Annotated in this window: 24 protein-coding genes and 1 pseudogene; 9 read left to right on the top strand and 16 right to left on the bottom strand. The window is 69.6% G+C overall.

What is annotated here, in order from left to right; all coding sequences use genetic code 11:
• Positions 1–42: 42 nt before the first annotated feature.
• Positions 43–1,131 (bottom strand): sugar ABC transporter substrate-binding protein, encoded by a 1,089-nt coding sequence (locus KCH48_RS21310; RefSeq protein ID WP_210576250.1) that lies wholly within the window; start codon positions 1,129–1,131, stop codon positions 43–45.
• Complete coding sequence (locus KCH48_RS21305; RefSeq protein ID WP_210576249.1) at positions 1,128–3,659, bottom strand: SpoIIE family protein phosphatase; 2,532 nt, start codon at positions 3,657–3,659, stop codon at positions 1,128–1,130. Before KCH48_RS21305 ends, KCH48_RS21310 begins: the two co-directional genes overlap by 4 nt.
• A gap of 198 nt (positions 3,660–3,857) precedes the next feature.
• On the opposite strand from KCH48_RS21305, the gene KCH48_RS21300 reads away from it, so the two are divergent.
• The 4 genes from KCH48_RS21300 to KCH48_RS21285 all read left to right on the top strand — a co-directional run bounded on the left by KCH48_RS21300 (position 3,858) and on the right by KCH48_RS21285 (position 7,561).
• Positions 3,858–4,946: a substrate-binding domain-containing protein gene (locus tag KCH48_RS21300; RefSeq protein ID WP_210576248.1), complete on the top strand. Its 1,089-nt coding sequence runs from the start codon at positions 3,858–3,860 to the stop codon at positions 4,944–4,946.
• A 33-nt stretch (positions 4,947–4,979) separates the two neighbouring features.
• Positions 4,980–5,762: an ATP-binding cassette domain-containing protein gene (locus tag KCH48_RS21295; RefSeq protein ID WP_210576247.1), complete on the top strand. Its 783-nt coding sequence runs from the start codon at positions 4,980–4,982 to the stop codon at positions 5,760–5,762.
• A gap of 5 nt (positions 5,763–5,767) precedes the next feature.
• Positions 5,768–7,039: a sugar ABC transporter permease gene (locus tag KCH48_RS21290; RefSeq protein ID WP_210576246.1), complete on the top strand. Its 1,272-nt coding sequence runs from the start codon at positions 5,768–5,770 to the stop codon at positions 7,037–7,039.
• Positions 7,040–7,252: 213 nt separating this feature from the next.
• On the top strand, positions 7,253–7,561 hold the full coding sequence (locus KCH48_RS21285) for a hypothetical protein (protein ID WP_210576245.1): 309 nt from the start codon (positions 7,253–7,255) through the stop codon (positions 7,559–7,561).
• Positions 7,562–7,615: 54 nt separating this feature from the next.
• Here the strand turns inward: KCH48_RS21285 and KCH48_RS21280 are convergent, their stop codons facing one another.
• Genes KCH48_RS21280 through KCH48_RS42310 form a run of 3 tightly spaced genes read right to left on the bottom strand, consistent with a single transcriptional unit; the run spans position 7,616 to position 10,274 of the window.
• Entirely contained in the window at positions 7,616–8,800 is a 1,185-nt protein-coding gene (locus KCH48_RS21280; protein WP_210576244.1) for a winged helix DNA-binding domain-containing protein, read from the bottom strand.
• 20 nt (positions 8,801–8,820) lie between these two features.
• Positions 8,821–9,519 carry a phosphotransferase family protein gene (locus KCH48_RS43435; protein WP_374104698.1) on the bottom strand — a complete coding sequence of 233 codons (699 nt, stop codon included), beginning with the start codon at positions 9,517–9,519 and terminating at the stop codon, positions 8,821–8,823.
• Positions 9,468–10,274 carry an alpha/beta fold hydrolase gene (locus tag KCH48_RS42310; protein WP_246885607.1) on the bottom strand — a complete coding sequence of 269 codons (807 nt, stop codon included), beginning with the start codon at positions 10,272–10,274 and terminating at the stop codon, positions 9,468–9,470. Before KCH48_RS42310 ends, KCH48_RS43435 begins: the two co-directional genes overlap by 52 nt.
• 225 nt (positions 10,275–10,499) lie before the next feature.
• Here KCH48_RS42310 and KCH48_RS21270 point away from each other — a divergent pair, with 225 nt between their 5' ends.
• Positions 10,500–10,781 (top strand): hypothetical protein, encoded by a 282-nt coding sequence (locus KCH48_RS21270; protein WP_210576243.1) that lies wholly within the window; start codon positions 10,500–10,502, stop codon positions 10,779–10,781.
• A gap of 25 nt (positions 10,782–10,806) precedes the next feature.
• On the opposite strand, the pseudogene KCH48_RS43430 reads toward KCH48_RS21270, so the two are convergent.
• The 6 genes and pseudogenes from KCH48_RS43430 to glnA all read right to left on the bottom strand — a co-directional run.
• Positions 10,807–10,893, bottom strand: a pseudogene (locus KCH48_RS43430) (hypothetical protein); the annotation flags it as partial.
• A 6-nt stretch (positions 10,894–10,899) separates the two neighbouring features.
• Positions 10,900–12,468, bottom strand: coding sequence for a recombinase family protein (locus KCH48_RS21265; RefSeq protein WP_210576242.1), 1,569 nt, complete (start codon positions 12,466–12,468; stop codon positions 10,900–10,902).
• A 74-nt stretch (positions 12,469–12,542) separates the two neighbouring features.
• Positions 12,543–13,133: a hypothetical protein gene (locus KCH48_RS21260; protein ID WP_210576241.1), complete on the bottom strand. Its 591-nt coding sequence runs from the start codon at positions 13,131–13,133 to the stop codon at positions 12,543–12,545.
• 2 nt (positions 13,134–13,135) lie between these two features.
• On the bottom strand, positions 13,136–14,053 hold the full coding sequence (gene htpX, locus KCH48_RS21255) for a zinc metalloprotease HtpX (protein WP_210576315.1): 918 nt from the start codon (positions 14,051–14,053) through the stop codon (positions 13,136–13,138).
• Positions 14,054–14,164: 111 nt separating this feature from the next.
• Positions 14,165–14,458, bottom strand: coding sequence for a hypothetical protein (locus tag KCH48_RS21250; RefSeq protein ID WP_210576240.1), 294 nt, complete (start codon positions 14,456–14,458; stop codon positions 14,165–14,167).
• A 99-nt stretch (positions 14,459–14,557) separates the two neighbouring features.
• Entirely contained in the window at positions 14,558–15,967 is a 1,410-nt protein-coding gene (gene glnA / locus KCH48_RS21245; RefSeq protein WP_210576239.1) for a type I glutamate--ammonia ligase, read from the bottom strand.
• A 208-nt stretch (positions 15,968–16,175) separates the two neighbouring features.
• On the opposite strand from glnA, the gene KCH48_RS21240 reads away from it, so the two are divergent.
• The 3 genes from KCH48_RS21240 to KCH48_RS21230 all read left to right on the top strand — a co-directional run bounded on the left by KCH48_RS21240 (position 16,176) and on the right by KCH48_RS21230 (position 18,529).
• Positions 16,176–16,643 carry an RDD family protein gene (locus tag KCH48_RS21240; protein ID WP_210576238.1) on the top strand — a complete coding sequence of 156 codons (468 nt, stop codon included), beginning with the start codon at positions 16,176–16,178 and terminating at the stop codon, positions 16,641–16,643.
• A 125-nt stretch (positions 16,644–16,768) separates the two neighbouring features.
• Positions 16,769–17,911, top strand: coding sequence for an acyl-CoA dehydrogenase family protein (locus KCH48_RS21235; protein WP_210576237.1), 1,143 nt, complete (start codon positions 16,769–16,771; stop codon positions 17,909–17,911).
• Positions 17,912–17,986: 75 nt separating this feature from the next.
• The gene (locus KCH48_RS21230) at positions 17,987–18,529 is read left to right on the top strand and encodes a flavin reductase family protein (protein WP_210576236.1); all 543 of its coding nucleotides are present in this window, start codon (positions 17,987–17,989) and stop codon (positions 18,527–18,529) included.
• Positions 18,530–18,542: 13 nt separating this feature from the next.
• Here the strand turns inward: KCH48_RS21230 and KCH48_RS21225 are convergent, their stop codons facing one another.
• The 4 genes from KCH48_RS21225 to lipB all read right to left on the bottom strand — a co-directional run bounded on the left by KCH48_RS21225 (position 18,543) and on the right by lipB (position 21,701).
• On the bottom strand, positions 18,543–19,244 hold the full coding sequence (locus KCH48_RS21225; RefSeq protein ID WP_210576235.1) for a DUF4191 domain-containing protein: 702 nt from the start codon (positions 19,242–19,244) through the stop codon (positions 18,543–18,545).
• Positions 19,245–19,327: 83 nt separating this feature from the next.
• Positions 19,328–19,528 carry a hypothetical protein gene (locus KCH48_RS21220; protein ID WP_210576234.1) on the bottom strand — a complete coding sequence of 67 codons (201 nt, stop codon included), beginning with the start codon at positions 19,526–19,528 and terminating at the stop codon, positions 19,328–19,330.
• 272 nt (positions 19,529–19,800) lie between these two features.
• Positions 19,801–20,766 (bottom strand): lipoyl synthase, encoded by a 966-nt coding sequence (gene lipA, locus KCH48_RS21215; protein WP_210576233.1) that lies wholly within the window; start codon positions 20,764–20,766, stop codon positions 19,801–19,803.
• Positions 20,767–20,903: 137 nt separating this feature from the next.
• Positions 20,904–21,701: a lipoyl(octanoyl) transferase LipB gene (gene lipB / locus KCH48_RS21210; protein ID WP_210576232.1), complete on the bottom strand. Its 798-nt coding sequence runs from the start codon at positions 21,699–21,701 to the stop codon at positions 20,904–20,906.
• Positions 21,702–21,906: 205 nt separating this feature from the next.
• Here lipB and KCH48_RS21205 point away from each other — a divergent pair, with 205 nt between their 5' ends.
• The gene (locus KCH48_RS21205) at positions 21,907–23,343 is read left to right on the top strand and encodes a regulator (protein ID WP_210576231.1); all 1,437 of its coding nucleotides are present in this window, start codon (positions 21,907–21,909) and stop codon (positions 23,341–23,343) included.
• A gap of 85 nt (positions 23,344–23,428) precedes the next feature.
• On the opposite strand, the gene KCH48_RS21200 is transcribed toward KCH48_RS21205, so the two are convergent.
• Positions 23,429–24,862, bottom strand: a complete 1,434-nt coding sequence (locus tag KCH48_RS21200) for an NAD(P)/FAD-dependent oxidoreductase (protein WP_210576230.1) — start codon at positions 24,860–24,862, stop codon at positions 23,429–23,431.
• Positions 24,863–24,953: the final 91 nt, after the last annotated feature.

Raw genomic sequence — 24,953 nt, 5'->3', positions numbered from 1 at the left:
GGCCAACGCGCGAGCCAGCGGTCGATGTGGCTCGTGGGCCCCTCACGGGGAGAGTCCGGCCTGGGAGCAGGCGGGGCGGAGCTTCTGGGAGCAGATCTGCTTGATGGTGTACACGCCGTCCTTGACGAGTGTCTGCTTGATGTTGCCGACCGTCACCGTGCTCGGAGCGAGCAGAACGGACGGGATGTCCTGGGTGGTGGGGCTGTCGATCGTCGTCGTGGCGACTTCGCGGACGTCTTCGCCGCGACCGAGGGCGACGGCCATGGCGGCAGTTGCGGCGGCCTGCGTCCTGAACGGCTTGTACACCGTCATGTATTGCTCGCCCTCGATGATGCGCCGCACCGCCTCGAGGTCGGCGTCCTGGCCGGTGATGGGCGGAAGCTTCCTGACACCGGCGTTCTTGAGAGCCGAGATGACGCCCGCGGCTATGGCGTCGTTGGCCGCCAGGACGCCGCCGATGCGGTCAGGGCCCAGGGCGGCGATGGCAGCGGACATGTTGGCGTGGGCGTTGTCGGTGCTCCAGCCGCGGGTGTCGTACGACCTGCCGATCTTCACCTTGCCTTCGATGACGGACAGCGCACCCCTGCGGTACCACGCCGCGTTGGGACTGGACGGGTCCCCGTTCACCATGACGACGGTCTTCCCCGTCGCCTTCTCGCCCATGACCTTCAGGAGCGCCTCGCCCTGGAGCCTGCCGACCTGCGCACCGTCGAAACTGACGTAGCCAGAGACCGGGCCCTGGGCGAGCCGGTCATAGGCGACGACGGGGACACCCGCCCTGCGCGCCTCCTGGACCGAGGAGCGCAGCGCCTTGTTGTCCACTGCGTCGAGGATCAGGACCCTGACACCCTGGGTGATCATGGACGTCATCTGTTCCCGCTGCCTCGACACATCGTTCTCGGCGTTGGCGTACTCCATGGTGCAGCCGGGACACAGCTGCCTCAGCCGCTCCTCGATCAGCGGCTTGTCGGAGTGCTCCCAGCGGGGCACCGCTCGGCTCGGGAGCAGCAGGCCGACGGCGAAGCCGTCCGCGCCGCCCTCGTCGTCGTCCGAACAGGCCGTCAGGGAGATCGTCATGAGCCCTGCGACGAGTGCCGCGATGACCTGCCACGCCACGGTCCGGGGCCTCATGGCAGACTCCTTCGTTCCGTTCGGGGCGCCGAGTCCGCGGGAGCCGGTTCGCATCGTGGCACGAGGATCTCGCTCCACACCTGCTTGCCGCCGGCCACCGGCACGGAGCCGAAGGACTCCGACATCGCCTCGACCAGCAGCAGGCCTCGGCCGCCGGTCGACTCCCAGTCGACGATCACCGGCTTGGCGGGCGCTCGCGGCGAGGCGTCGCTCACGGAGACGCGCACCCGATCCACGCGGAGTATCAGATCGAGGCGGACCGGCCCCTGAGTGTGTATCAAGGCGTTGGTGACCAGTTCGGACACGACCAGCAGCACCCCGTCGGCCGCTTCCCCGATCTTCCACCGGCGCAGCGTGCGCGCGGTGAAACGGCGGGCGTGCATCACGGCGTCGGGCAGGCGCCACACCACCCAGCCGGCCCGGATCGGCCGGGCCTTCATGCCGTCGTAGCGCAACAGCAACAGCGCCACGTCGTCCTCGCGGCGGCCGACGTCGCCCAGCAGTTCGTCGGCCATCCGCCCGGGGTCCGCCGAGTCGGCCGCGGCGAGCGCGGTGCGTGTGCGGTCCATCCCCTCGTCCAGGGGCAGGTCGGCGGCCTCCACCAGGCCGTCGGTGACCAGAGCGAGCACTGTGCCGGGGGCCAGCGCCAACGCGGTCATGGGGAACTCCGCCTCGGCGAGTATGCCCAGCGGGAGCCCTCCTTCGACCTGTACCTCCTCGGTGGTGCCGTCGGGATGGCGTACCAGTGGGGAGAGGTGCCCGGCCCGGACGAACAGTGCGTTGCCCTCCTCCATGTCCAGTTCGACATAGCAACAGGTGGCGAACAGATCGGTTTCCATGCCGACGAGCAGCCGATTGGCGTGGGAGACGACCACGTCCGGCGGGTGTCCCTCCACCGCGTATGCCCTGACCGCGGTCCGCATCTGGCCCATGATCGTCGCGGCTCCGGCGCTGTGCCCCTGCACGTCACCGATGACCAGTGCCACCCGATCCTCGGAGATGACGATGACGTCGTACCAGTCGCCGCCCACCTGGAGCCCACGCCTGGCGGGCAGATAGCGGGCGACGGCCGTGCCCCCGGGCAGTTCGGGCAGGCGCCGCGGCAGCAGGCTGCGCTGAAGCATCGTCGCGAGCTCCTGCTCGGCGTCGTACGCGTGCGCGCGTTCGAGGGCCTGCCCCACCAGCACTGCGGTTGCGGTCAGCACGGACCGCTCCTCGGTGACGAACTCGTGCGATTGATTCCAGCCGACCAGGCACACGCCGACGACCCCGCCCCTGGCGGGCAGTGGCATGACGGCCAGGCCTCCGGCACCGATGCCGGCGAGCCCCGGTTCGAGGGTTGTGCCGGCGGGCCACAGATCCATACGCCCGTCCCGTAGCGCCAGTTGAAGGGTGGGCAGGGCCCTCACCGGAGCGTCCGGCCACTCCGAACGCCACTCGGAACGCCAGGTCTCCGGCCAGGCGGCGGGCTGCGGCGGGTCGAGCACGATGACGATCAGCCGGTCCTCCCGCAGCTCGGCGAGCGCCACCCGGTCTGCGGCCAGCGGCTCACGCAGCGCGGTGACGACCACGCGGCCGACGTCCTGGACCGTTGTGGCGTCGTCAAGTGCGGCGGTCAGCCACTGGATTCGGGAGACGTCGTCGGTGCTGCGACGCTGGACCGAGGTCGCCGTCACCACCCCGAGCAACTGCTGTGGCCGGTCGTCGGGGCTCGTCGGCACCCGGCACCTCAGGCTCAGCCAGCGCATTTCACCCGTGGGGAGGCGGACACGGAACTCCAGCTCCCGCCGGGCGAACGCCGGGGTGGACGGTTCCAGGACCGACATCAGCGCGTGCATGTCCTCTGGAACCGCGTTCGCGAGCAGCGTGTCCGCCTTGCCGTCGAAGTCGTCGGGCGTGATGCCGAGCAGTTCGAGCAGCATCTCGTCCGCGTCGATGACGCCGGCGTCCGGCACCAGGACGAACGAGCCGACGCGCAGCTCGCGCAGGGCGCGGATCAGCAGCGACGGCGATGCGGGTCGGTCGGTCCCGGCCTGCAGCAGGTCGGAGACCGCCTCGGCGTACTGCTCCAGGAAGCGCCGCTGTCCGGCCTCGAATCCCTCTGCGGAGCCCCCCACGACGACGAGACACCCCAGCCGCCTGCCCTCCGCTCCGAGGGACACCGCACCGAGTGACATCTGCGCTCGTGGCGGTGTCGGCCCGCCCTCGTAGGAGGCGAGGGCCGCATGGTCCAGCCACACCGGCCGGTCGGTGCGGAAGGCCTCCGCGGCGGGTGAGCCGCCGGACAGGGGCAGATGCTCCGGCAGGCCGTACTGGGAAACGGCGCGTCCGGCCGTCTCCACCAACCGGAGCTCCTCCTCCCCGGCACCGGGCACATAGACAGCTGCCAGCGCCGCTCCGGCGAATGTCAGGGCCCGCTCCCCGGGGTCGGCCTCTCGCCCCGGAGGCGGTGAACCGGTGTCCGCAGCCCCCGCCTCCGAAGCCCGCAGCTGCGAGACGCCGGCCCAAGCACGGCCGTCATGAGGCATGTCCGCATCTTCTTCCCGCCCCAGGCCACGGCTGCCGACAGGCTGAGATCGGGGCGCTCGGCTACCAGCGTCTCATATACGGGCGAAGCCGACAGATCGCCGTCGCGTTCGCAGTTCACCGCGGCCGATGCCACACTTACGACATAGTCGTCTTGCCCCTTTTCGCACAGCAGGGACCGCTGCAGGGAGGTCTCTCACATGAAGGCCTGCGTACGGGGGGCAGCGGTCGCTGTGGCCGCGGCCGCCACAGCGACCGCTCTCGCGGCCTGCGGGGAGGGCGCCGGGAACGACTCCGGCGGGGGGAACCAGACGAAGATCGGTGTGCTGCTGCCGGACTCCACCACGGCTCGTTGGGAGACGAACGACAGGCCGCTGCTCGACGGACGGATCAAGGAGCTGTGCGACGAGTGCACGGTCGAGCACGCCAACGCCAAGGGCGATGTGGCCATCCAGCAGGCGCAGATGGACTCGATGCTCGCCGAGGGGGTCGATGCCATCCTGCTCGCGGCCGTGGACGCCAGATCGCTGCGCCCGACGGTCGCGAAGGCGGACGAGGCAGATATCCCCGTCATCGCCTACGACCGTCTCGCCGAGGGACCGATTTCGGGTTACGCCTCCTTCGACGGCGAGGAGGTCGGCAGGCTCCAGGGCACGGCGTTGCTGAAGGCCATGGGCGACAGGGAGACCGGCGACCAGATCGTCATGATGAACGGCGATCCCAGCGACCCCAACGCGGTGTCGTTCAAGGCGGGCGCGCTGTCCGTGCTCGAGGGGAGGGTCGAGATCGCCAAAGCGTACGACACCCCCCAGTGGAGAACGGAGGTCGCCCACATGAACATGTCCGGCGCCATCTCCGCCCTCGGCGCCGACAACATCGACGGGGTCTACGCCGCCAACGACGGCCTCGCCGCCGGCAGCATCGCCGCTCTGAAAGCCAACAAGGTCGACCCGCTGCCCCCCGTCACCGGGCAGGACGCCGAGCTCGGAGCCGTGCGGCGCATTGTCGCCGACGAGCAGTACATGACCGTTTACAAGCCATTCGCGCCCGAGGCTTCCGCCGGCGCCGCACTGGCCGTGGCCGCGGCCCGTGGTGAAAGCCTCGACCGGATCGCCACGGACAAGGTGACGACCAGCAGTGGGAGCACGGTTCCGGCCGTCCTGCTCACCCCTGTGTCCGTGACCATCGACACCATCGAGGACACCGTGGTGAAGGACGGCGTCTACACGATCCAGCAGATCTGCACCCCGCAACTCGACGCCGCCTGCACCAAGGCCGGACTCACCTGACAGACCGGTTCTGGGGCCGGTCATGGGAAGGAGATGGTCTTCGTGCCGAGTCCCCCCTTGCTGACGCTGCGCGGCGTGTCCAAGCGCTTCGGTGTCGTCGAGGTCCTCAGTGACGTCGAGCTGGAGATTCGCGCGGGCCAGGTCGTCGCGTTGCTGGGGGACAACGGGGCCGGCAAGTCCACCCTGGTCAAGGTGATCTCCGGAGTTGCCCCGGCGGACAAGGGCGTCATCGAGTGGGAGGGCCGGACAGTCCACATCAGGCGCCCCCACGATGCCCGGGACCTCGGCATCGCCACCGTCTACCAGGACCTCGCGCTGTGCGGGAACCTCGACGTCGTGGGCAATCTCTTCCTCGGCCGGGAGATCCGCAGGTTCGGGTTCCTCGACGAGGTCGAGATGGAGCATCGCACCAGAGACCTGTTGGACCGTCTGACCAGGGCTATCCCCGATCTGCGTGCTCCCGTCGTCTCACTGTCCAGCGGCCAGCGGCAGACGGTCGCCATCGCCCGCTCGCTCCTCGGCGACCCGCGGGTCCTCCTCCTGGACGAACCGACCGCGGCTCTGGGAATCGAGCAGACCGGCGAGGTCCTGGACCTCGTGGACCGTCTGCGTGACCGGGGCCTCGGGGTGCTGCTCATCAGCCACAACATGGGCGATGTCAAGGCTCTGGCGGACCGGGCCGCCGTGCTGCGGCTCGGGCGCAACAACGGCTTCTTCGACGTGACCACCACGTCTCAGGAACAGATCATCGCCTCCATCACCGGCGCCGCGGAGAACGTGCCCCGCCGGATGGCTCACCGAGAGGCAGGGTGGTGAAAGCCATGCGCATCAGGGCGGGCAGCACGCGGGCCGCAGCGTCGGCGCCCACCGCCGAGGCCCGTCGGCCGCCCCGCGGACGGGCCGTCACCCAGGTCGTGGAAAGGTGGGTCGCCGTCCTGCGGCGCAAGCTGAGCGACGGCGAGCTGGGCTCGCTCCCGGTCGTCCTGGTCCTCGCCGCGGTCTGGATCACCTTCCAGTCCCTCAACGACAGCTTCCTGTCATCCCGGAACCTGTCCAATCTCAGCGTGGACATCGTGGGTACGGGCCTCATCGCGGTCGGCATCGTCTTCGTGCTGCTGCTCGGTGAGCTGGACCTGTCGGTCGGCTCGATCAGCGGCCTCGCGGCCGCGGTCTTCGCCGTCCTGAACGTGAACAACGGCGTACCGGAATGGCTGGCCCTCATCATCGCGGTGCTCGCGGGCACCGCGGCAGGAACCGTCCAGGGCTTCTCCGTCGCCAAGACCCGCGTGCCGGCTTTCGTCATCACCCTCGCGGGGCTGCTGACCTGGAACGGCCTCATGCTCTACATCCTCGGGACCAGTGGCACCATCAATCTCGACGAGAACGGCCTCGTCGCCAAGCTGACGAGCCATTACTTCACCAACGACGCCGCTGCATACGGCCTGGCGGCAGTCGGCACGGGCCTGGTCTTCTTCGTGTCCTACCAGGACAGGCAGCGCCGCAGGACCATGGGCATGCCGTACCGCTCGCTCCGGGGAATCATCGTGCGCACAGGAGTCCTCTCGGCGATCGCGTTCACCGCCGCATACCTGCTCAACCGGTTCCAGGGTCTGCCGCTCGCCCTGCTGATCTTCCTCGTGGTGGTGGCCGGCCTCGACATCGTTCTGCGCCGCACGCACTACGGGCGGCAGGTCTACGCACTCGGCGGCAGCATCGAGGCGGCCCGTCGCGCCAGCCTCAGTGTGACGAGGGTGCAGACCGCGGTGCTCGCCGTCTCCGGCACCATGGCCGCGATCGGCGGCCTGTTCCTGGCCTCGCGCATCACGTCCGTGAGTCAGGGGGCGGGCTCGGGCCTCCTGCTGCTCAATGCCATCGCGGCGGCCGTCATCGGTGGCACCAGCCTGTTCGGAGGGCGCGGTACGACCTGGTCCGCGGTGCTCGGCATGCTGGTCATCCAGTCGATCGCCTCGGGCATGGTGATCACGGACACCCCCACCGCAGTCCAGATCATGATCACGGGCGGGGTGCTCTTCACCGCCGTGGTCATCGACGCACTGGCTCGACGCTCGCAGGAGGCGCATGGGCGGGCCTGAGCGGGCGTTCTGTTCGAATTTCCGCCGCCTCACGCGCATCTCACGGACCTGGCGTGACACAGCGGCAATTCCCTGGCTCACCTGGGCATTTGATGGACTCTGTGGACTCCCTGGATGTCAGTGCCGGGCAGTAAACTAGAAGCAGTGTTCGAGGGTGTCGCCGGGGCCGCCGAAGTCCCCGGACGAGACCCTGACCGCGACAGGAGGATGCCTGTGCCCGCTGCCGCACTGAAGCCAAGGCCGACGCAGTCCACTGCGAAGCGCCCCGTCCTGCTCGACCTGCCGTACGAACCCGTGGAGAAGCGCCCGTTGCCGCCGGGCCGTCCCCGCGAGTGGTACGTCACCCACAACCGCCGCCTCAAGGCCATGCGGCTGGCCATCGCCCTGCTCGACTCGGGCGTGTATATGCCGAACCAGGCCCGCAACGAGACGATACGGAGCACCGCGGCACTCATCGGCGTCCACCCGCCGTCGGACACGACGTGCCATATGGTCCGGGCGTTCATGCGTTACAACCGGTGAGACCGGGGCCGGGCGCCGCGCATGGTGCGGTGCCCGGCGCCGACAGCCCTCTCCCTACCCCGCCAACTCCCGCTCCAGCGGCGTCCGGAACCGCGGCGTGATCCGCGTCGCCCCCACCCACCCCCGCAACCGCTCCGCCTCGGCCACGATCGCGGCCTCCGCCTCGCCGCCGACGCCCTCCTCGTCCAGCACCCGCCACACGATCTCGCCGTCGGCCCGCTGGGCCCACCCCCCGATCACCCGGCCGTTCCACCACACCGTCGGGCCCACGTTGCCGCTGCGGTCGAAGAGGGCGGGGCGCAGATCGGGGGAGAGGTACCAGTCACGGTGCTGCCAGCCCATCGCCGTCGGGTCGAGGGCGGGCAGCAGGGCGGCCCAGGGTTCGGCGGGCCCGGTCACCGGGCCGGTGTCACCGGCGGTGACATAGCCGGTGCCCTCGTCGAGCCGCACCTCTTCGGCGCCGATCGCCTCGAGCGCCCGGCGCACCTCGGTCACCCTCCAGCCGGTCCACCACTTGAGGTCGGCCTCGGTGGCCGGGCCGCATGCCGCCAGCCAGCGGTCGAGGAGAGCGGCCTGAGCGCCGGCGATGTCCAGTTCGGGATGCGGGGGTGCCGGGGCCCAGCGGAACTGGGACGACGTCCAGGAGCCGAGCGGCCTGCCGCGTACGACCTTGCCCTCTTGGCCCAGCAGCCGCAGCAGCCGTGTCGAGACGGTGTGCAGCCCCTCGTAGCTCTTCCCGGCTCCGTACCGGAACTGCTGTCTCAACCGCGGCTCGCCCTGGGCGAGTTCGGCCGCCGTCGCCTGCCCCCGCCGCTCCAGCACGGCCAGCGTGGCCTCCTCGACCTCCTTGAGCCAGGCCGCGTCCGGCGCCCCGCCCGCCGCCATCTGCTTGAGCAGGTTGGCGCGTTCACGGGCGGCGACGGCGATTCCCGTGGAGGCGTGCACGACCGCCGTCAGATCCGTCGGAAACACGAACACGGTGTTCCGCATGCCATGCATCCGCACCAGGCTGCCGTCCTCGTACAACGCCCGCCCCGTCTCGGCCACCGTCCGCCCCGCATCCCCGAGCCGCGCACCCACCGCCAGATACACCGTCGCCGGATCGGTGCCGTGCAGCGCGACCAGCGAGCCGGCAACCTCCTCCGGCGCCCCCGCCCGCGCCGCCCCCACCAGCCGATGCCGCAACCCCACCCGCACCCGCCGCTCCACCACGTCGACGTACCGCCGCCCGTCACCCATACCGGCCTCCACCCGTCACATCACAACCGTGCCTGCATCTTCGCGGACGCCACTGACAATCGGGCGTGGCGCACACCTTCGCCCCGGATAACCCGTACTGCCGCAGCAGCCCGCCCAGCACCTCCGCCGTCAGGTCGGTCCGGCCCAGCTCCCGCCATGGGCCCGCCAGCCTGGCCGCACCGGGGACGTAGGCCAAAGCGTCCAGCAGCCGCCAGTAGAGATGGTCCGGTCCCTCCGCGAGCCGGCGCCCGCACCGGTGAACAGCACGTTCCCGGGATGAAAGTCCCGGTGCAGGAAACAGCCCTCGTAGGAGGATCGCGGCGGATGACGTCCCCGCCTGGTAGGGACGCGGACGCTCGTCCGGTACGAGCCCATGGAGGTGGACGAGTTGGGCCGCGAGGAGGTCGAGGCGCCGGTCGGGATCGTCTTCGTCGACCCGTACGGCGCAACAATGAAGGGTGGTCGCAGTGTTCGGCCGTGGCGTCGACGGCGATCGGTTCGGGAGCCGGAACGCCCTCCCGCCCGGCGAGCAGAGCGAGTACGGATGATTCGCGCGTGAGCAGGCCGGGCGCGTGGTGTCGGAAGAAAGGCTTCACGAAGGTCCGCAGAACGCGGGCGCTGCCGTCGTCGAGGATGAACCGGCGTGTCTGGGAACTCCAACCGCCCGTCAGGAAACGGGTGGTGACGGCCGTACGGTCGTGGGGGAGCTGCTTGGCCACCCAGGCGCGGGTCGCCTCCAGCCGCCGTCGCCGAGGCCGGTCAGCACGGCGTCCACGAACCTCCGCCGGTCGTCCGCGTGTTCCCGGAACCACTGGCCCAGCATGTGCTCCGCCTCGGGCAGTTCGAAGCGCGTGAACTGCGCGCGCGTGGCCAGCGCCTCCTGGACCGCCTCCGTCACGACGGGCGGGATGACCGCGTCCGTACCGGGCACCGCGAGGACCGCCCGGCCCTCGTACGCCCGAAGCGCGTCCAGTGCGGGGGAGGCGCGCCAGCTGTCCGGCGTACGGATGAGCTCGCTGAACCGGCCATCGCCGTCCCCGAACGGCACGTCCCACGCCTCGGACGCGTACACGGCGGGTGCGCACAGGCCGAGCGCCACAACCCGCTCGCCGTAATGCCGGGCGAGGTCGGCCACCGTCTGGCCGCTCATGCTGAACCCGACCAGCACCAACGGGCCACACGCGCGCGCGTCGATCACGGACACGGCCTGCTCGAAGCGCCGGCGCAGACTCAACTCTCGCAGCTCGCCGCTGCTTTCGCCGTGTCCCGAGAAGTCGAAGGCGAGGCCACGGCACCCACGGGCGACGAAATCGCCGAGCACCGGGAGCAGTCGCTCCTTGCTGCCGAGTACGCCCGCGCCGTGCAGGAGAATGACGGTGGGCCGCTCGTCCGGGCGATCGTCGCCGCCGTACACCCCACTCAGCAGTTCACCGTTGTGTTCGTGCGCAAAGGGCGACAGAAGCGGTTCACTCATGCGCCCATTTATTCACGCCGGGAAAAGCAGATGCACACCGCGTGACCGCTTCCCTACGCTGGACACGCATAGCGGAGCTGCTCCCCATCGCTTGCCGCAGGACAGGCATCACCTTGCGGACGCGGGGCTACTCTCTACGCACCGACGGCCGGTCGCCCACCCCCAGCGCCGCGTCGGAACATCTCGTCACCGCTTACTGATCACCCACGCCCACGGAGGCCCGTCATGGGCACCATCATCTTTTCCGGGACCGCGGTCCTGGTCGTTCTGGGGTTCGGAAACCACCTCTACTGGCTCGCCGCCGTCGCGGTGCTCTTCCTGTACGTGCAGTACGGACGCGGTTCCTCGCCGACCTCCCCCTCGGGCGGGTCCGGCCCGGCGCCGTCCGACTACCGCACGTACCGCGACCGCCGGGACAAGCAGGCCAAGTGGGAGCGCCGCTACCGCCGCGAGCGCCCCTTCGAGTCGCGCCGTCAGGAGCGCGAGAAGGCCCAGAAGAGCAAGTGAGACCCGCAGTGGTGAGCGCCGCCGGTCACAGACCGGGGGCGCCCCACACCGGGAACCAGCGGCTGAGATCCTGCTCGATCCGCAGGTCGTTGCCGAGGGCCGCCTTCGTACGTGTACCTCAAACCATGAGGCGTGCGGGGGTGACCAGTTCGAAAGAGTCCGGGTAACAGAGGAACTGCACGCCATTCCTGCGCATTAGCTTCTCCAGTTCGGGTACCTTGCTCGCCTCCCACATCTCTCGCCACGTCTTGCCGAGGCTGCGGTACTCCCACCGGTCGCCGGTCGGCATCCTTCTCAGGCCCTCGTACTCGGCGCTCAGGTTGTCGAGCAGCTTTTCTGCCTGAGGACGCAGCAGCGCTGTCGCGTACCGTCGTCCCGGTCCCATGTCCGCCATGATGACAGGCACGAGTTCCTCGATCTCCCGCATGCGAGTCTCGTTTTCATCGCCTACGACGTAGATTCGCTCCTCTGCCTCGGCGTCTCCCAACTGTTTGAGTAAATGTTCCTCGAAGGCGGCCAGCAGCCTGCCCGGGTCCCAGGACTCCTGTTGATCGCACCCGTACCGCGTCCTGTCACCCACTTTGCGCGGGCTGACACATCGGAACTTCGGGTACTCTTTGCGGCCGGTCTTGGTCTCCCTGCGGGACACGTGCAGACGCATCTTGCCCTTGCAGTACCCGCAAAGGATCACGTCCAGAAACGGAGTGACGTGTTTGGGCGAGGACACGGAGAACGAGCGCTCGTTGAGGTGGTCCTGAAGTGTCTTCCACTCCTTGTCAGTGAAGATCGGCTCGGCCATGCGGATCTTGTTGCCGGTGGAGTCGATGATGGGAGTGCTCTCGAAGTACTTCTTGCCAGGGACTTGGCGACTCTCCATCTTCCAGCCCATGAGGGCTTCGTTCTTGAGTAGTTTTCGAAGACCTGCCGCCGTCCACTGGTACGCGCGACCTGATTCCACGATGCGGCTTGACGGACGTGCGCCCCGCGGAGTGGGCTCCTTCCGGGCGTTGAGGTCGTCAGCGACGATCGCTGGTGTGTCCCTCGTGGTGACGAGTCGGTTGGCGATTTCCCGAATCACGTTCACCTGATGGGGGTTCTGGCGGAGACGCGCGGCTCCGTCTTCTCCTGTGTAGACCTCGAAGCCATACGTCGGCATGCCTCCCGGCCAGCGCTGCTGCTCGCGGATGCTCTCTCGGAAGCTCTTGACCCTCACGGACGTGTTCTTGGCCTCCAACTCCGCGAGAGCGGAGAAGAGGGTGATGATCGCGCGTTGGAGGGGGCCGGTCATGTCGAAGATCGGCTCAGTGACCGAGGCGAAAGTCTTCCTTCCATGAGCGTCCGCCCAACGGAGCATGTCCTGCATGTCTGTCACTTTGCGGATGAACCGGTCCAGCTTCCAGAACAGGATGAGATCGAACTCCGGAGCGCGCTCCTTGAGCCAGTTTCCGAGCTCGGTACGGTCAAGTGGATGTTGCTTCGTCGCAGATACGTGTACGTCTCGGGCTACACCGACCTCGACCCAGTTCAGGCCCAGTGCGGCCTTCTTCGAGATGTACTCGCGGGCGTCCTTAAGCTGCCGCTCAAGGCTGGTGGATTCGTCGGTCAGGTAGCTGATTCGCAGGGCTATCAGGACTCTGACCGGCTTCTGCCGAGCCAAGGTGTCCGTCGTCACGTCAAAGGTGGTCACAGCGGGGGAGCGTATGTGCTGCGTCATCTATACAAGGCTCACCCTTGTATCTGTAGACACCTTCGGGTGAATGTTCAGTCGATCAACCCCGGTGCGTCCCAGAGCGGGAACCAGCGCGTCTTGTCCTCCTCGATGCGCAAGTCGTTCTTCAGTAGCGGGGCTACCTGCAGTTCCAGTGAATTATCGCGTTTGTGCTGGCCAGGAAGCATACACAGCGGGTAGAAGGTGCCACGCTTGTAGAGGTAGACCAGCGCCAGCGGCTGGTCGTCGGCTGTGTGGCGGAAGCCCATCAGTGAGCACAGCAGCTGCGGGCCGAAGCCGTTGACCTCCATCGAGCTGTTCACCGCGTGCAGGTCGTTGACCAGGAGCGGCAGTTCGTCGGGGGCGCGGTGCGAGACCAGCCAGGAGTAGCCGTACTTGTCGCGCCGCAACTCCACCGGCGGGCCGTCGCGATCCGAGTCCGCGTCCAGCAGCGCCTGGACCTCGCGGTGTGTCTGCTCGAAGGCCGCGCCCTCGACCGTGGCGAAGCACACCGCCCCCCGCCCGGTCGGTGTGAAGGAGGCCGCCGCCTGGAGCGTCACCGCCGCCGACGGCAGGGCGAAGAGCTGGTCGAGGTCGGGCGCGACCGGCTTCGTACGACCGAGCAGGATGTCCAGCAATCCCATGCTCACGCCCTTCCGGGAGCCGCGGTCTCGCCCAACTCGGCGGAGATCCGCGCCAGTTGGTCGAGCCGTTGCTCCAGGCTGGGGTGGGTGGAGAAGTACCGGGCGATGCCGGGCTCCTTGCCCAGGGCCGGGGTGAAGTAGAAGGCGTTGAAGGCCTGGGCCGTGCGCAGGTCCTTGGTCGGGATCCGGGCGATGTCGCCCGACACCTTGGTCAGCGCGGACGCCAGGGTCGAGGGACGGCCGGTCAGCAGCGCCGCCGCCCGGTCCGCCGCCAGCTCCCGGTACCGGGACAGGGCCCGGATCAGCAGGAAGCTGAGCGCGTAGACGGCCGCGGAGACACCCATCACCGCCATGAAGACGACCGCGGTGTTCTGGTCACGGCGTCCGCCGCCGAAGAGCTGCGAGTAGAAGGCGAACCGCACGATCAGTCCGGCGATCACGCCGAGGAACGACGCGATCGTGATCACGGCGACGTCCTTGTGCGCCACATGCGACAGCTCGTGCGCCAGCACACCCTCCAGCTCGGCCGGCTCCAGACGCCGTAGCAGACCGGTGGTCACGCAGATCACGGACTTGTCCGCGTTGCGCCCGGTGGCGAACGCGTTCGGCATGTCCATATCGGACACGGCGACCGTCGGCTTGGGCAGATCCGCCAGCGTGCACAGCCGGTCGATCACCGCGTGCAGCTCCGGATACTCCTCGCGTTCCACGACCCGCCCGCGCATCGCGAAGAGCGCGATCCGGTCGGAGAACCAGTACTGCGCCCCGAGGAACCCCGCCGCGACCACCACGACCAGCACCCAGGACTTCAGCAGCACGATCAGCGCCGCGACAAAGGCCACGTACAGCAATCCGAGCAGAAAAAGCGTGACCGTCATCCGCGCGGTCAGGCCCCGGTCGTTCCGGAATCGGCTCTGCATCTGCATCACCTCGGCAGTCAGGCACTCGCCCCACTGCCAGTGTGCACCCGGCCATGCCATGACACGGTTGTGATCAGTTCTAGGGCCCGCAAAGGGAAGCTGTGAGCGTCCTCAGTAGGTCGGCCGGAAGTTCAGGTACCCGAGAAGCACGATGATCGCGGCCACCGAGCCGAGCACGATCGCCGTCGATATCCAGGACGAGCGGCGAGGGCTCCTGCTCCGCATCCGGGACGAGCGGCGACGGCGCCGCACCGGACCCGGGTCCGCCCGGAACGGCACCGGTCCCGGCGGATTCTCCTTCCACCGCGCGGCCAGCATCCGAGCGCGCGCCGAGGGCTCCTTGTGCTCGGCCGAGTCCGCCCATCGCAGGTCGAACTCCCGCTCCCCGTCGTGCCGTTCGGACATCCCCGTTGCCTTCCTCGAACAGTCGTACCCCCAAGATACGACGGCGCCCCCGCCCTGGGGAACCAGGAACGGGGGCGCCGCCGGAGGCACAGGTGTCGATCACACGTCGAAGTAGAGCTCGAACTCGTGCGGGTGCGGACGCAGCTGCAGTGGCGCGATCTCGTTCGTGCGCTTGAAGTCGATCCACGTCTCGATCAGGTCGGCGGTGAACACGTCGCCCTGGAGGAGGAACTCGTGGTCGCGCTCGAGGGAGTCGAGGACGGCCGGGAGGGAGGTCGGGACCTGCGGGACGCCCGCGTGCTCCTCGGGAGCCAGCTCGTACAGGTCCTTGTCGATCGGCTCGGCCGGCTCGATCTTGTTCTTGATGCCGTCGAGGCCCGCGAGGAGCAGGGCCGAGAAGGCGAGGTACGGGTTGCCGGAGGAGTCGGGCGCGCGGAACTCGACGCGCTTGGCCTTCGGGTTGGAGCCCGTGATCGGGATACGCATCGCGGCGGAGCGGTTGCGCTGCGAGTACACCAGGTTGACCGGCGCCTCGAAGCCCGGGACCAGACGGTGGTACGAGTTCACCGTCGGGTTGGTGAAGGCCAGCAGCGACGGGGCGTGCTTGAGGATGCCGCCGATGTAGTAGCGGGCGGTGTCCGACAGGCCCGCGTAGCCGGACTCGTCGTAGAAGAGCGGCGAGCCGCCCGTCCACAGCGACGAGTGGATGTGCATGCCCGAGCCGTTGTCACCGAAGATCGGCTTCGGCATGAAGGTCGCGGTCTTGCCGTTGCGCCAGGCGACGTTCTTCACGATGTACTTGAAGAGCTGGAGGTCGTCGGCGGCGGCGAGCAGCGTGTTGAACTTGTAGTTGATCTCGGCCTGGCCGGCGGTGCCCACCTCGTGGTGCTGGCGCTCGACCTGGAGGCCGGCCTTGCCCAGTTCCAGGGAGATCTCGGCGCGCAGGTCGGCGAAGTGGTCGACCGGCGGGACCGGGAAGTAGCCGCCCTTGTAGCGGACCTTGTAGCCGCGGTTGTCCTCGAGGGCACCGGTGTTCCAGGCGCCGGCCTCGGAGTCGATGTGGTAGAAGGACTCGTTCTCGCGGGTCGCGAAGCGGACGCTGTCGAAGACGTAGAACTCGGCCTCGGGACCGAAGTACGCGGTGTCGGCGATCCCCGTGGACGCGAGGTACGCCTCGGCCTTCTTCGCCACGTTGCGCGGGTCACGGCTGTACTGCTCGCCGGTGATCGGGTCGTGGATGAAGAAGTTGATGTTCAGCGTCTTGTCACGGCGGAAGGCGTCGACCCGGGCGGTCGACAGGTCCGCGCGCAGCGCCATGTCGGACTCGTGGATGGCCTGGAAGCCACGGATCGAGGAGCCGTCGAACGCCAGCTCGTCATCCGGGTCGAACGCATCGACAGGCACCGTGAAGTGCTGCATGACGCCCGGGAGGTCGCAGAAGCGGACGTCGATGAACTTGACGTCCTCGTCCGCGATGAACTTCTTGGCCTCGTCGGCGTTCTGGAACATCCAGCTCCTCCTACTCCCGACCGTCCCGCCGGGGTGGTAGTTCGTTCGTGCGGCCAGTGCGGTGGCACACGCTGACCTCGACCCTAGGGACGCGTGATTTCTCGGGCGTGACCCATTTGTTTCGCACAAGTTAACCGGCCCGGTTCCACCGTAGCCCGGAATCACCCCGCCGTGCCCTGGCCGGGCATGGCCGCAGTACCGTGTACGCGTGGACAAGAGGCAAGCAATCGGATCGTGGCTGTCCGGCCCCCGCGCGGCCATGGAGGACGCCGGTGCCGACTTCGGATACCGGGGGGAGCAGCTCGGTCTCCCGGAGGAGGGGCCCGGCTCGATCGCCCGCCCCGGCCGCCGCCTCAGCGCCCTCGCCGTGGACTGGGCGCTGTGCGTCTTGATCGCATACGGCCTCATCACGGACGGCTACGGGCAGGCGACCGGGAACTGGGCCCTGCTCGTCTTCTTCGCCATGAGCGTCCTGACCGTCGGCACGATCGGCTTCACCCCCGGCAAGCGCCTCTTCGGCCTGCGCGTCGTCCACCTGGACACCGGCACGGTCAACCCGGTGCGCGCCCTGCTGCGCTCGGCCCTGCTGTGCGTCGCTATTCCCGCTCTGATCTGGGACCGCGACGGCCGGGGGCTGCACGACCGGCTGGCGCGCACGGTCGAGGTACGGATCTGAGCCGCGACTGTCTTCACATATGACGCCGGTCGGGTGACGGCCGGACCGGCCACGGCCCGGGGTCCTGTCCCCGTCGAACCGCGTTCGGAACACTGCCGCCATATCGGCGGAGGTGGTTGGACAATATGTCGTACGACAACATGTCGACGATCGTGGCCCGGGCGTCGCAGGTCGCCGACATCGCGGCCCGGCACACGGAGGAGGCGGAGGCCGCCCGGCGCCTCTCGCCGCAGGTGGTCCACGCGGTGCGGGACGCCGGTTTCGCGCGGCACTTCGTGCCGGTGGCGCACGGCGGCACGGCGGGCGGTTTCACCGAGCTGACCTCGGCGGTCTTCGTGGTCGGACAGGGGTGTACGTCGGCGGCCTGGGCGGCGTCGCTGGCCGCCTACGCGGGACGGTACGCGGCGTTCCTGCCCGCCGAGGGCCAGGCGGAGATCTGGGCGGACGGCCCGGACGCCCTGGTGGCCGCCGCGCTCATGCCGTCCGGCACGGCGGAGCGCGTGGCCGGCGGCTGGCGGCTGAGCGGCGAGTGGAAGTACATCAGCGGGGTGCACTTCGCCGACTGGGCGCTCGCCTGCGCGGCCGTACCGGATGAGCAGCCCGCCGACGGACGGCCCGAAGTGCGGTACTTCGCGGTGCCGAAGGCCGACTTCACCATCACCGAGAGCTGGTTCTCCGTGGGCATGCGCGGGACCGGCAGCGACACCCTGGTCCTGACCGACGTCCACGTGCCCGAGCACCGCACCCTGGCCCGCTCCGCCGTCCATGCCGGGCGGGCCCCCGCGTCGGACGCGCGCTGCCACATCGTGCCGATGTACGCCGTGAACTCACTGCCGTTCGCCGCCCCGCTGGTCGGCGCCGTGCGGGGCGCGATGCGTGCCTGGGTCGAGCGGACCGCCTCCCGGGTCGACCGGCGGGGCCGGGCCGTCCGCGAGATGCCCTCGACGCAGGTCTCCCTGGCCCGCTCGGCCGCCGAGGTGGACGCCGCGGAACTCCTCGTCCGGCGTACCGCGGCGGTGGCCGACGGCATCGAGACCCCGCCGGAGGGCGAGGCGGCGGTCCGCGGGGCCCGGGATCTCGCGCTGGCGGTGGAGCTGCTGGTCTCGGCGGTCGGCCGGGTCTTCCGCACCAGCGGGACGTCCGGACAGTCCGCCACCGACCCCGTGCAGCGCTTCTGGCGGGACGTGAACAGCGCCGCCTCCCATGTGGCACTCTCCTTCGAGTCCACCGGTGCGGCCTACGGCGCCTGGGCGCTCAGGTCCGTCTGACTCCGGTTGCTGGGCAGGGGCGGCGGCCTCATAGTCGACCTTGAACACGCCGAGGCCAACAGGTGGTGCGGCCGCATGACGGAGCAGCAGGACACAGACATACCGGATGACATAGCCGTACCGGATGACGTCGCCCTGGCGGAAGCGGTGGTGGCGCCCGGGGAGTTCCGGGCCGCGATGGCCCGCTTTCCCTCCGGCGTCGTGGTGGTGACCACCCGGTGCCAGGACGGCATCCCGCGCGGATTCACCGCCAGTTCGTTCTGCTCGGTGTCGCTGGAGCCGCCGATGGTCCTGGTGTGCCTGGCGAACTCGGCCGACTCGGCGTGGTCGTTCGCGCGCTGCGACCGTTTCGCGGTGAGTGTGCTGACCCCCGTCCACCAGCCGCTCGCCCTGCGTTTCGCCACGAAGGGCACCGACAAGTTCGCGGCGGGCGGGATGCGGCTCGGCCCCGGCGGACTGCCGACGGTCGAGCGGGCCCTGTCCGAGCTGGACTGCGAGGCATACGCACGTCACCCGGCCGGGGACCATACGGTCCTGATCGGCCGGGTGACGGGTGTACGGCTGGGTGAGGGATCCCCGATGGTCTACTACGACCGGGACTTCAGGACGCTGGCCTGAGCTCCCTCTGGTGTCAGCGGGCCTTCGGGCCGCCCTTCGGCAGCTTCATGCCCTTCGGCATCGGGCCCTTCGGCATCGGCATGTTGCTCATCAGGTCGCCCATGGCGCGCAGCCGGTCGTTGGTGGCCGTCACCTGGGGGCCGGTCAGCACGCGCGGCAGCTTCAGCATGGTGGTCCGCACCTTCTTCAGCTCGACCTGGCCCTCGCCCGTGCCGACGATGATGTCGTGCACCGGCACGTCCGCGACGATGCGGTTCATCTTCTTCTTCTCGGCGGCCAGCAGGCTCTTCACCCGGTTCGGGTTGCCCTCGGCGACCAGCACGATGCCGGCCTTGCCGACGGCCCGGTGCACCACGTCCTGGCTGCGGTTCATCGCCACCGCGGGGGTCGTCGTCCACCCCCGGCCGACGTTGTCCAGTACCGCCGCGGCAGCGCCCGGTTGTCCCTCCATCTGCCCGAAGGCGGCCCGCTCGGCCCGGCGCCCGAACACGATCGCCATCGCGAGGAAGGCGAGCAGGAAGCCCAGGATGCCGAGGTAAATGGGGTGACCGATCAAGAAACCGATCGCGAGGAAGACACCGAGGGTGACGATTCCGACTGCCGCGAGTACAAGACCGATCTTCTTGTCGGCCCTGCGGGTCATCTTGTAGGTCAGAGCGATCTGCTTCAGTCGCCCGGGGTTCGCAGCATCCGCTGCCGTGTCCTTCCTCGCCATGCCACGAAGTCTACGTGGCCCCGGGAGCGCGGACGACGGCAGTGCCCGGAACGAAGGGGAGGGGGAGCTTCAGGGGTGCCGGGTCAGGAGCGTCCGGCGAGGGCCTGCTCCAGGACGCGCTGTGCCTCGACCCGGTCCTTGGCGCGGCGGCGGTCCTCCAGGACGGAGGTCCAGGCGTTACGACGGGCGGTGCGCTGGCCGCTGCTCATCAGCAGTGACTCGACGGCGCGGAGTGCGTCGGTGACGGACGGGATGGCGGTGGCGCGAACGGGCGCGGCCTGCATCTTGGAGGTCCCCCCTCGGAATGGCAGCGGATGCGGGTGTACGTGGCGTGAGTCGAGCGTCACTGAATGGTGTTACCAGGGCGTGACCGACCGGTCAAACGCCAATGAAACCTTGATGCGAGGGCCGAAAACCCTGACGCGGCCCTGAGGCACGCCTCCATCTGCGAGGACGTTCAGAGCCGCGTCGATTCCGGCATTACCGGCGGGTAGTGTCTTGTGCGCGAATTCACACGCTTGCCCACGCCGTGCGGGGCAAGGCAGGTGACGAGATGTCAGACAGCCTGCGACGCGACGTACGCGCCACGCTTCTCCACGGCCATCTGGTACAGCCGCCCGGCGCGGTACGAAGAGCGGACCAGCGGGCCGGACATGACGCCCGAGAAGCCGATCTGCTCGGCCTCGTCCTTCAGCTCCACGAACTCCATCGGCTTGACCCAGCGCTCCACCGGGTGGTGCCGGACGCTCGGCCGCAGGTACTGCGTGATGGTGACCAGCTCGCAGCCGGCGTCGTGCAGCTGCCGCAGCGCCTCGCTGACCTCCTCGCGGGTCTCGCCCATGCCGAGGATGAGGTTCGACTTGGTGACCAGGCCGTAGTCGCGGGCGGCGGTGATGACCGCGAGCGAGCGTTCGTAGCGGAAGCCGGGGCGGATGCGCTTGAAGATCCGGGGGACCGTCTCGACGTTGTGCGCGAAGACCTCGGGGCGGGAGGCGAAGACCTGCTCCAGCAGCTCCGGTACGGCGTTGAAGTCCGGGGCGAGCAGCTCGACCTTGGTGCGGCCGTCCTCGCGGGAAGCCGTCTGCTCGTGGATCTGGCGGACCGTCTCGGCGTACAGCCAGGCGCCGCCGTCCTCCAGGTCGTCGCGGGCGACGCCGGTGATGGTGGCGTAGTTGAGGTCCATGGTGACCACGGACTCGCCGACCCGGCGGGGCTCGTCGCGGTCGAGGGCCTCGGGCTTGCCGGTGTCGATCTGGCAGAAGTCGCAGCGCCGGGTGCACTGGTCGCCGCCTATGAGGAAGGTGGCCTCGCGGTCCTCCCAGCACTCGTAGATGTTGGGGCAGCCGGCTTCCTGGCAGACCGTGTGCAGGCCCTCGCTCTTCACGAGGCTCTGCATCTTCGTGTACTCGGGACCCATTTTCGCCCGGGTCTTGATCCACTCGGGCTTGCGCTCGATGGGGGTCTGGGCGTTCCGGACCTCCAGGCGCAGCATCTTGCGTCCGTCGGGTGCGACTGCGGACACGACTGGCTCCCTGTAGCTTCGATTCTTCGGCGTACACCAGCGTACGCCCGTGCGTTTTCGGTCCCCGGAGTGGCCAACCTTGCGGAACGTTGGTGCATTCCTGCCGCCCACCGCCCGGCTGCGTAGGCCGAACGGTGCTACGCGGACGCCCGCTCGATCAGCCGCGGCCGCAACTCCGCGTTCTCCAGCACATCCCGCAGGTGCCGCTCTACGACCGGCAGCACCTCGTCGATCGTCACGTCCCGGCCGAGTTCGCTCGCCAGCGAGGCCACGCCCGCGTCGCGGATGCCGCACGGGATGATGCGGTCGAACCACTTGTTGTCCGGGTTCACGTTCAGGGCGAAGCCATGCATCGTCACGCCCTTGGCGACACGGATGCCGATCGCGGCGATCTTGCGGTCCTCGCGGCGCTGGCCGGCGTTGGAGGGGGCGTACTCGGGGCCGTTGAGGCGAGGGTCGAACTCCTCGTCGTGCAGCCGGGGGTCGAAGTCCAGGGACAGTCCGCCGAGGGCGGGGCGCTGCTCGACCGGGTCGCCGAGGACCCACACTCCGCTGCGGCCCTCGACCCGGCTGGTCTCCAGGCCGAACTCCGCGCAGGTGCGGATCAGGGCCTCTTCCAGGCGTCGTACATGCGCCACGACGTCCACCGGACGCGGGAGCTTCTGGATGGGGTAGCCCACCAGCTGGCCCGGTCCGTGCCAGGTGATCTTGCCGCCGCGGTCCACGTCGATGACGGGGGTGCCGTCGAGGGGGCGCTCGTCGTCGGCCGTGCGGCGGCCCGCCGTATACACCGCGGGGTGCTCCAGGAGCAGCACGGTGTCGGGGACCTCGTCCGCGAAGCGCGCGGCGTGCACCCGGCGCTGCTCGTCCCACGCCTCCTGGTACTCGACGGCCTCCGCTCCGAATCCCATCCGGACGAACCGCAACCCACTCACGGCAAGCGCCTCCCTCAAAGATGGCTGTGTCAGGCACGTAACGCGCCCACGCCACTGTACGTCCGCTCGATGCCCGTCAGTCCTGGGGGCAATCCTCACACGATCGGATGAATAGCCGGAGAAGGATGTGATTGCTTGCTTACTCTCCGCTACATTCGCGCCGTTCACAGAGGCCAGGCCCGAAAGGCAGGAGACCGTACCGCAGATGACGGAACGACCCGCGCAGCGCACTCCCAACCGACAGCTCGCCGCGCTCATCGCAGAAGCGGGGTTCTCCAACGCGGGTCTCGCCCGTCGAGTGGACCAGCTCGGACTCGAACACGGGCTGGACCTCAGATACGACAAGACATCCGTGACCCGGTGGCTGCGCGGCCAGCAGCCCCGGGGGACGACGCCCGCACTCATCGCCGAGGTGTTCACCCGGCGGCTCGGGCGGCGGCTCACCGCCCAGGATCTCGGCCTCGACGCCTGTGCGCCGGTGTACGCCGGGCTGGAATTCGCCGGCACCCCCGAGGAGGCCGTCGACATCGTCAGCGGGCTGTGGCGCAAGGACTCCGGCAGCCACGCCGAGCTGCGCAAGATCGCGTTCACCGCGGCCGGGCTCGTCGTGCCCAGCCGGGACTGGCTGATCGGCCGCGCCGACGACAAGGTGGCCCGCGGCGAGCAACCCGCCCGCGTCCCCGCACAGGGCCGCCCGGTCCTGCCCCGCCAGCGCGGCCAGGCCGACCGCGGCCCCGGCCAGCGGGTCACCGGCGGAGACATCGCCGCCCTCCGCTCGGTCGGCGAGCTGTTCCGCACCCTGGACGACATGTACGGCGGCGGCCACGCCCGGCAGGCCCTCGTGCGCTATCTGGAACACGAGTGCGAGCCGATGCTGCGCGGCACGTACGGCGAGCAGACCGGCCGCCGCCTGTTCGCGGCCGCCGCCGATCTGACCCGGCTCGCGGGCTGGACGTCGTACGACATCGCCGCGCACGGGCTCGCCCAGCGGTACTTCGTGCAGGCGCTGCGACTGGCGCAGGCGGCGGCGGACCGGGCGTACGGCTCGTTCGTGCTGATCACCATGAGCCGGCAGGCCGTGTATCTCGGGCACGGACGGGAGGCCGTACAGCTGGCGCGGGTGGCCCAGCAGGGGGTCGGGACGACCGCGCCGCCCGTCGTGCAGGCGCTGCTGCACGCGGTCGAGGCGCGTGGGCATGGGGTGTTGGGCGAGGTGCGGGCGTGCACGGCCTCGCTGGTGCGGGCCGAGCGGGCGCTGGAGGCGGCTCGGCCCGGCGATGAAGTGCCGCACTGGGCGCGGTTCTTCGACGAGGCGCAGCTCGCGGATGAGTTCGGGCACTGTCATCGGGATCTGCAGCAGTTTCGTGCGGCGGCTCAGCATGCGGAGCGGTCGTTGCAGTTGCGGGCGCCGTCGTATGCGCGCAGTCGGTTGTTCTGCCGGGTGGTGCTTGCGTCTGCGCGGCTCGGGCTGGGGGAGCTTGATCAGGCGTGCGCGTTGGGGGCGGAGGCGGCGGGGGCGGCGGCGGAGATGCGGTCGGTGCGGGCGGTGGAGTATGTGCGGGACTTTGAGCGGCGGTTGGAGCCGTATAAGGATGCGGCGCCTGTGCGGGGGTATCGCGACAAGGTCGCGGCGTTCGGGTAGCTATTCGCCGTAGCTCCGGCTGTTGTGTGCCTGGTGCGGGTTCGTTGTGGTTGATCGCGCAGTTCCCCGCGCCCCTTACGGCGTCTTAAGCGGCCTGTGTTGTTGGGTGTGGGTCCGCCCTGTGCAATGAACCCGTTGCTCCCAAGTCCGTCAGGATTGCCTTTGATGCTCTGTGGGCTGAGTGCAGGGCGCCTTGGACCGTGCTGGTGTCTCGGTGGTCGCCGCAGACGTAGAGGCCTGCGAGGAGGCGTACGGGGCGGCGTAGGTCGTGGGGTGGGGTCATGGTGGGGACGGCCTCGGCTGTGTGGTGGACGGCGAGGGTTTCCCAGCGGGTGGTGGGGGTGCCGTAGAGGCGGGAGAGGTGCGTGCGTACGGCCGTGTCGGCGTCCGGTGGGGGTGTGCCGAGGAGTGTCGAGGAGATCAGGGCGCGGTCTGCGGGGGCCCGGGTGGGGTCGATCTCGCTGACTACCGCAGTGTGAGCCACCGGGCCGCCTCGGTCGGCGTCGAGGAGGAGGGCGGGGCCGGTCTGCGGTGGGTCGTCCGTGGTGTGGTGGACGACCGTGACGGGGTGGAAGCCGGGGACGCGCAGGCCGGGCAGGAGGTCGGCGGCGGTGCGGGCGTCGGTGGCCACCAGGACGGCCCGGCAGGGGAACTCGCCGTGCTCGGCTGTGGTCACCGAGGTGGTGGCGACCGAAGTGACGCGTACGCCGGTGTGCACGGTGCCCGGCGGCAGCGTCCGGGCCAGCAGCTCCGGCAGCATCTCGGCGCCGCCCTCCGGCACGCACAGCCGTCCGCCGGCGAAGGCGCGCAGAGCGAGGTCAGCGCAGCGGCTGGACGTGGTCAGCTCCGGGTCGCACAGCAGGGCGGCGAGCAGCGGGCGCAGGAAGCCGTCGATCGTGCGCGCGGGGAGGCCGCGGGCGGCGAGGGCCTCACCGGCCGGCAACTCGGGGCGGGACAGCAGGCGTTCGACGGGCGTGCCCGCGAGCCGGGCGAGCGAGGCGGCGAGACGGGCCTGGTCGACGGCGGTGCCGAGGGGGGCGCCGGTCCGGGGGCGCGGGGTGGCCGGCCGGTTCCGGGGGGTGCCCGGCGGTGTGCCGCGGCCCAGGGGCGCGGACGTCGGCAAGGTGCGCATGGAGTTCGGCAGGGGGGCGCTCGCCAGGGCGCGCACGGCGTGGAGTGCGCCCCTTGCGCCCCCTCCGTTCGCCGGGGCGCCCGCGCGGTGGCGCACTCCGCCGCTGTGCACCAGGACACCCGGCGCGAACGGGCGCAGGACCAGTGCGTCGAGCCCTGGAGTGAGGCCGAGTTCCGGATATGCCATCGAGGGCATCGTCAGCAGCTGTCCGATGCGGTCGAGCCGGAATCCGTCGACCTTCTCGGTCGACATCCGGCCGCCCACGTAAGGGGCGGCCTCCAGGACCGCGGTCGTTACTCCTGCGCTGGTCAGCCGATGAGCCGCCGAGAGGCCGGCGACCCCGGCCCCCACGATGACGACGTCCGCCTGGTACGTGGGCTCAAGCACGTGCCCCTCCTCGAGGTTGCGCGGCCGGTGGAGACGTCATGCCCCCAACAGACTCCGGGGATACCCGAGTTCGGCTCGAGGTTAGGGCGCT

The organism is Streptomyces sp. GESEQ-4 (genome assembly GCF_017948455.1).
Taxonomy (GTDB): Bacteria; Actinomycetota; Actinomycetes; order Streptomycetales; family Streptomycetaceae; genus Streptomyces.
Note: the sequence above shows the minus strand (reverse complement) of the source record. Positions and strands in the feature narration are given on the sequence as shown.

Excerpts from the sequence above, each read along its gene's own strand:
- KCH48_RS21225 (WP_210576235.1), bottom strand. The coding sequence starts at position 19,244 with ATGGCGAGGAAGGACACGGCAGCGGATGCTGCGAACCCCGGGCGACTG.
- htpX (WP_210576315.1), bottom strand. The coding sequence starts at position 14,053 with ATGCAGAGCCGATTCCGGAACGACCGGGGCCTGACCGCGCGGATGACG.
- KCH48_RS21260 (WP_210576241.1), bottom strand. The coding sequence starts at position 13,133 with ATGGGATTGCTGGACATCCTGCTCGGTCGTACGAAGCCGGTCGCGCCC.
- KCH48_RS21205 (WP_210576231.1), top strand. The coding sequence starts at position 21,907 with ATGACGGAACGACCCGCGCAGCGCACTCCCAACCGACAGCTCGCCGCG.
- KCH48_RS21230 (WP_210576236.1), top strand. The coding sequence starts at position 17,987 with ATGACGGAGCAGCAGGACACAGACATACCGGATGACATAGCCGTACCG.
- glnA (WP_210576239.1), bottom strand. The coding sequence starts at position 15,967 with ATGTTCCAGAACGCCGACGAGGCCAAGAAGTTCATCGCGGACGAGGAC.
- KCH48_RS21295 (WP_210576247.1), top strand. The coding sequence starts at position 4,980 with ATGGTCTTCGTGCCGAGTCCCCCCTTGCTGACGCTGCGCGGCGTGTCC.
- KCH48_RS21310 (WP_210576250.1), bottom strand. The coding sequence starts at position 1,131 with ATGAGGCCCCGGACCGTGGCGTGGCAGGTCATCGCGGCACTCGTCGCA.
- KCH48_RS21235 (WP_210576237.1), top strand. The coding sequence starts at position 16,769 with ATGTCGTACGACAACATGTCGACGATCGTGGCCCGGGCGTCGCAGGTC.
- KCH48_RS21220 (WP_210576234.1), bottom strand. The coding sequence starts at position 19,528 with ATGCAGGCCGCGCCCGTTCGCGCCACCGCCATCCCGTCCGTCACCGAC.
- KCH48_RS21270 (WP_210576243.1), top strand. The coding sequence starts at position 10,500 with ATGGGCACCATCATCTTTTCCGGGACCGCGGTCCTGGTCGTTCTGGGG.
- KCH48_RS42310 (WP_246885607.1), bottom strand. The coding sequence starts at position 10,274 with ATGAGTGAACCGCTTCTGTCGCCCTTTGCGCACGAACACAACGGTGAA.
- KCH48_RS21305 (WP_210576249.1), bottom strand. The coding sequence starts at position 3,659 with ATGCCTCATGACGGCCGTGCTTGGGCCGGCGTCTCGCAGCTGCGGGCT.
- KCH48_RS21290 (WP_210576246.1), top strand. The coding sequence starts at position 5,768 with ATGCGCATCAGGGCGGGCAGCACGCGGGCCGCAGCGTCGGCGCCCACC.
- KCH48_RS21280 (WP_210576244.1), bottom strand. The coding sequence starts at position 8,800 with ATGGGTGACGGGCGGCGGTACGTCGACGTGGTGGAGCGGCGGGTGCGG.
- KCH48_RS21250 (WP_210576240.1), bottom strand. The coding sequence starts at position 14,458 with ATGTCCGAACGGCACGACGGGGAGCGGGAGTTCGACCTGCGATGGGCG.
- KCH48_RS21300 (WP_210576248.1), top strand. The coding sequence starts at position 3,858 with ATGAAGGCCTGCGTACGGGGGGCAGCGGTCGCTGTGGCCGCGGCCGCC.